Annotated in this window: 4 protein-coding genes; all 4 read left to right on the top strand. The window is 61.6% G+C overall.

Translation table 11 applies throughout. From position 1 onward, the window contains the following. Positions 1–83: 83 nt before the first annotated feature. Complete coding sequence (locus F8N49_RS25030; RefSeq protein ID WP_151553024.1) at positions 84–1,949, top strand: extracellular solute-binding protein; 1,866 nt, start codon at positions 84–86, stop codon at positions 1,947–1,949. Position 1,950: 1 nt separating this feature from the next. Then, positions 1,951–3,015, top strand: coding sequence for a microcin C ABC transporter permease YejB (locus F8N49_RS25025; RefSeq protein ID WP_151553022.1), 1,065 nt, complete (start codon positions 1,951–1,953; stop codon positions 3,013–3,015). After that, positions 3,015–4,037, top strand: coding sequence for an ABC transporter permease (locus F8N49_RS25020; RefSeq protein ID WP_056788667.1), 1,023 nt, complete (start codon positions 3,015–3,017; stop codon positions 4,035–4,037). Before F8N49_RS25025 ends, F8N49_RS25020 begins: the two co-directional genes overlap by 1 nt. A 1-nt stretch (position 4,038) precedes the next feature. Beyond that, positions 4,039–5,587: ABC transporter ATP-binding protein (locus tag F8N49_RS25015; protein WP_256675515.1), on the top strand; the 1,549-nt coding region annotated here is incomplete at its 3' end.

The following is a 5,587-nucleotide window of genomic DNA, read 5'->3' as shown; positions in this document are numbered from 1 at the left end:
CCGATCTGGGATAAATCCCCTCGCCACAAGGGCTCGCTCTCACCGGGGGTCCGGGTTCCTTCAGGGATTTCAAGGGTGACTTCATGAGTTTTTTGCGCAACATGGCTGCCCTGCTGCTCGGCAGTGCGCTGCTGTGCACTGGCACTCCGGCACTGGCCGCCGGCAGTCACGCGCTGACGGTGTACGGCGAGGCGCCGAAGTATCCGGCCGGCTTCAAGCATTTCGATTTTGTTAACCCTAACGCGCCCAAGGGCGGTTCGCTCAGCCGTGCGTCGATGGAGATCGGTCAGTACAACTACATCACGCCGTATGCCGATCAGGGCATTTCCGTGGTGCAGGTCAATGACTGGGTATACGCGCCGCTGGCGTTCCGTTCGCTGGATGAGCCCTACACGGTTTACGCTCTGGTCGCGCAGCAGATCGAGCGCGATCCCGAAGGTTTGTGGGTGCGCTTCACCCTCAACCCCAAGGCACGCTTCGCCGACGGCACGCCGATCACCGCCGAAGACGTGCGCTACACCTTCAACCTGCTGATGACCAAGGGCAGCCTGAGTTATCGCCAGCAATATACCGACGTGCAAGACGTGCTGGTCGAAGGTCCACGGCAGGTCCGTTTCACCTTCAAGAACAACCTCAATCGCACCCTCGCGCTGGATCTGGCGACGCTGCGCGTGCTGCCCGAGCACTGGTGGAAAACCCGCGACTTCGCCAACGGCGGCGGCTTCGAGCCACCGCTGGGCAGCGGCCCGTACCGGGTGAGCAAAGTCGACGCCGGGCGCAGCATCAGTTTCCAGCGTGACCCGGACTGGTGGGGCAAGGACCTGCCGGTCAGTCGCGGCATGTACAACTTCGACAGCCTGACGGTGAATTTCTACGGCGACACCGACGTCGCCCGCCAGCTGTTGCAGGCCGGCGCGTTCGACTACAACCGCGAGTTCTCCTCGTCCGGTTATGTGGTCGGCTATGACAGCCCGGCATTGCGCGACGGTCGTTTGCAGCAGTCGATCCTCGCGCCGGACAAACCCACCGCCGCTCAGGGCTTCGTGTTCAACCTGCAGAACCCGTTCTTCAAGGATCGCCGCGTGCGTCAGGCGATCAGCCTGCTCTGGGATTTCGAGTGGACCAACAAACAGATGATGCGCGGCTTCTACGTGCGTCAGAACAGCTTCTGGCCCAAGAGTGAAATGGCCGCCAGCGCCCTGCCCGATGCCGAGGAATTGAAGATCCTCGAACCGTTGCGCGGCAAGGTCCCTGACGAGGTGTTCACCACGGTGTATGAAGCGCCGAAAACCGATGGCAGCGGCTACATCCGCGACAAGCAATTGCAAGCGCTGAAGCTGCTCGCCGAAGCCGGTTGGACGGCAAAAAACAATCGTCTGGTCAACGCCGCCGGTGAGCCGCTGGAATTCACCTTTCTCGATGGCCAGGGCGGCTTCGATCGCATGCTGCTGCCGTTCAAACGCACCCTCGCCCAGATCGGCATCACGCTCAATCTGCGCCGCATCGATTCGGCGCAATACATCAACCGTCTCAACGCCCGCGATTACGACATGATCGTCTGCGCTTTCCCGCGCAGTGGCGATCCGATCGTGTCCCCAGGCCGCGAGCTGTACAGCCTGTACGGCTCGCAAAGTGCCACGCAAGTCGGCAGCTCGAACGCGATGGTGCTGGCCGATCCGGCAATCGATCAACTGATTGACGGGCTGGTCCAGGCCAACAGCCGCGAAGCCATGGTGCATTACGCCCGCGCCCTCGACCGGGTGCTGCAATGGGGTTACTACATGATTCCCAACTACTACTCCAAAGGCACGCCGACGGTGTATCAGAACCGCTTCGGCATGCCCGCCGTGCAACCTTCGTATGACGAAGGCCTCAACACCTGGTGGGAAGTCTCGGCCAGGCCGCTGACGACTCAGCAGATGAGCGCTCAGCTTGCGGGAGGCCAGTGACATGCTGCGTTATCTGAGTCGCCGATTACTGCTGATCATCCCCACGCTGTTGTGCATTCTGGTGGTGAATTTTCTTATCGTGCAGGCCGCGCCCGGCGGGCCGGTGGAACAGGCCATCGCCCGCCTGCAAGGCTTTGGCGGGCACAGCATGGGCGGTGGCGGCGAAGTCGCGGCGGTCGGCGGTGCCGGGCGCAGCAGCCGTGGGCTGGACCCGGCGCTGATCGAGGAAATCAAACACCATTACGGCTTCGACAAACCGCTGCACGAACGCCTGTGGCTGCTGCTGAGAAACTACGCACGACTGGATCTGGGCAACAGTTTCTTTCGCGGCGCCAAGGTCACCGACCTGATCGTGCAGAAGCTGCCAGTGTCGCTGTCGCTGGGTTTGTGGGCGACGCTGATCACCTACCTGATTTCAATCCCGCTGGGCATTCGCAAGGCAATCAGGAACGGCAGCGCCTTCGATGTCTGGAGCAGCACCGCGATCATCGTTGGCTATGCCATGCCGGCGTTCCTATTCGCCATTCTGTTGATCGTGGTGTTCGCCGGGGGCAGCTACGTCAACTGGTTTCCGGTGCAGGGGCTGGTGTCGGACAACTTCGACAGCCTCAGCACATTGGGCAAGGTCGGCGACTACCTCTGGCACCTCGTACTGCCAGTCACGGCGCTGGTGATCGGCGGCTTTGCCACGCTGACGATCCTGACCAAGAACAGCTTTCTCAACGAGATCAGCCGGCAGTACGTGACCACCGCACGAGCCAAGGGCCTGACCGAGCGGCGCGTGCTCTACGGCCACGTGTTTCGCAACGCAATGTTGTTGGTGGTTGCGGGTGTGCCGTCGGCGCTGATCGAAGTGTTTTTCGCCGGCTCCCTGCTGATTGAAACCATCTTCAACCTCGATGGCCTCGGGCGCATGAGCTACGAAGCGGCGGTGTCGCGCGACTATCCGGTGGTGTTCGGCGCGCTGTTTCTGTTCACCCTGTTCGGCCTGCTGATCAAGCTGATCGGCGACCTCTGCTACACCCTGCTCGACCCGCGCATCGATTTCTCGGCGAGGACTGCCTGATGTTCACACTGTCGCCTCTGGGCCAGCGCCGCGTCGCGCAATTCAAGGCCAACCGCCGTGGGCGCTGGTCACTGTGGCTGTTCATCGGCCTGTGCCTGATCTGCCTCGGTGGCGAGCTGATCGCCAACGACAAGCCGCTGGTGATCCGCTACCACGACGCCTTTTACTTTCCGATCCTCAGCGATTACCTGGAAACCGATTTCGGCGGCGAGCTGCCGTTTCAACCGGATTACGCCAGCAGTTATGTGCACAAACTGATCGAGGATCAGGGCGGCTGGATGCTGTTTCCGCCGATCCCGTTCAGCTACGACACGGTCAACTACGACCTCACCGAACCGGCGCCCAGCCCGCCGTCATCGAGCAATTGGCTGGGCACCGATGATCAGGCCCGCGATGTTCTGGCGCGGGTGATTTTCGGCACGCGGATCTCAATTCTGTTCGCGCTGATCCTCACCGCCATCAGCGCGTTGATCGGCATTCTCGCCGGGGCCTTGCAGGGCTACTACGGCGGCTGGGTCGACTTGCTCGGGCAGCGCGTCCTGGAAATCTGGTCGGGGCTGCCGGTGCTGTACCTGCTGATCATCCTGTCCGGCTTCGTCTCGCCGAGTTTCTGGTGGCTGCTGGGGATCATGGCGCTGTTTTCCTGGCTGGCGCTGGTCGACGTGGTGCGCGCCGAGTTCCTCCGTGGACGCAATCTCGAATACGTGAAAGCCGCGCGAGCGCTGGGCCTGACCGACAGCGAACTGATGCGCCGGCACATTCTGCCCAACGCCATGACTTCCACCCTCACCTACCTGCCGTTCATTCTCACCGGCGCCATCGCCACTTTGACCGCGCTGGATTTTCTCGGCTTCGGCATGCCCGCCGGCACCGCATCGCTGGGTGAACTGATCGGCCAGGCCAAACGCAATCTGCAAGCGCCGTGGCTGGGGCTGACGGCGTTTTTTGCCTTGGCGCTGATCCTGTCTTTGTTGGTTTTCATCGGTGAAGCGTGCCGAGATGCCTTTGATCCGAGGAGCTGACATGCAAGACCATTTAATCGAGATCCGCGACCTGCGCGTCGCCTTCGCAGGGCAAGAAGTGGTGCACGGTGTGAACCTCGATATACGCCGTGGCGAGTGTCTGGCGCTGGTCGGCGAGTCCGGCTCGGGCAAGTCGGTGACGGCGCATTCGATTCTGCGTCTGCTGCCGGGCCAGAGCGTCACCAGCAGCGGCGCGATTCGCTACAACGGCGTGGATTTGCTGCACGCCAGCGAACAGCAGATGCGTGGTCTGCGCGGCAATCGCATTGCGATGATTTTCCAGGAGCCAATGACCTCGCTGAACCCGTTGCACACGGTGGAAAAACAGATCAGCGAAGTGCTGGAAATCCACAAGGGCCTCAAGGGCCGCGCCGCTCGCGCGCGGACCCTGGAGTTGCTGGAGCTGGTCGGTATTCGCCAGCCGTTGCAGCGACTCAAAGCCTATCCGCATCAACTCTCTGGCGGGCAGCGGCAACGGGTGATGATCGCCATGGCGCTGGCCAACGAGCCGGAACTGTTGATTGCCGATGAGCCGACCACGGCGCTGGACGTAACCGTACAGCAGAAGATTCTTGAGCTGCTGATCGAGTTGCAGCAGCGCCTCGGCATGTCGCTGTTGCTGATCAGCCATGACCTCAATCTGGTGCGCCGGATCGCTCAACGTGTGTGCGTAATGCGTCAAGGCGAGATCGTTGAACAGGCCGATTGCGAGACGCTGTTCCAGGCGCCGCAACATCCTTACAGCCGCTTATTGATCGAGGCTGAACCGAGCGGCGCGCCAGTGCCCAGTGAGTACGAGCACAACCTGCTGGAAGTCGATGATTTGAAGGTGTGGTTTCCCCTGCCGAAAAAACTCTTCAGCCGCCAGCAGGATTACATCAAAGCGGTGGACGGGGTCAGTTTCACCCTGCAACGCGGCAAGACGTTGGGCATCGTCGGCGAGTCGGGTTCGGGCAAGTCGACGCTGGGTCAGGCGATCCTGCGACTGGTCGAATCAGAGGGCAATATCCGTTTTGGCAACAAGCAGTTGAGCCTGCTCAATCAGCGTCTGATGCGCCCGTTGCGCCGGCAGATTCAGGTGGTGTTTCAGGACCCGTTCGGCAGCCTCAGCCCGCGCATGTCAGTGCAGCAGATCATCGCCGAAGGCTTGCTGACCCACGGCATCGGCAGCGAGGCCGAGCGCGAGGCAGCAGTGATTCGCGTGCTCAAGGAAGTCGGCCTCGATCCGCAAAGCCGCCATCGTTACCCCCACGAGTTTTCCGGCGGCCAGCGCCAGCGCATCTCCATCGCCCGCGCACTGGTGCTGGAACCGGCGCTGATCCTGCTCGACGAACCGACGTCGGCGCTGGATCGCACGGTGCAGAAGCAGGTGGTGGAGTTGTTGCGCCAGTTGCAGATCAGGCATGGGCTGACCTATCTGTTCATCAGCCATGATCTGGCGGTGGTGCATGCGCTGGCGCATGACTTGATGGTGATCAAGGACGGCAAGGTGGTTGAACAAGGCTCGTCGCGGGAGATTTTCGCTGCGCCGAAACATCCGTACACCCAGG

This window comes from Pseudomonas sp. GXM4 (assembly GCF_008923895.1).
GTDB lineage: Bacteria > Pseudomonadota > Gammaproteobacteria > Pseudomonadales > Pseudomonadaceae > Aquipseudomonas > Aquipseudomonas atacamensis.
This window is presented reverse-complemented; position numbering and strand designations above follow the sequence as displayed.

Bases quoted from the DNA above. Each gene is read 5' to 3' on its own strand.
- F8N49_RS25030 (WP_151553024.1), top strand. From the start codon at position 84: ATGAGTTTTTTGCGCAACATGGCTGCCCTGCTGCTCGGCAGTGCGCTG.
- F8N49_RS25025 (WP_151553022.1), top strand. From the start codon at position 1,951: ATGCTGCGTTATCTGAGTCGCCGATTACTGCTGATCATCCCCACGCTG.
- F8N49_RS25020 (WP_056788667.1), top strand. From the start codon at position 3,015: ATGTTCACACTGTCGCCTCTGGGCCAGCGCCGCGTCGCGCAATTCAAG.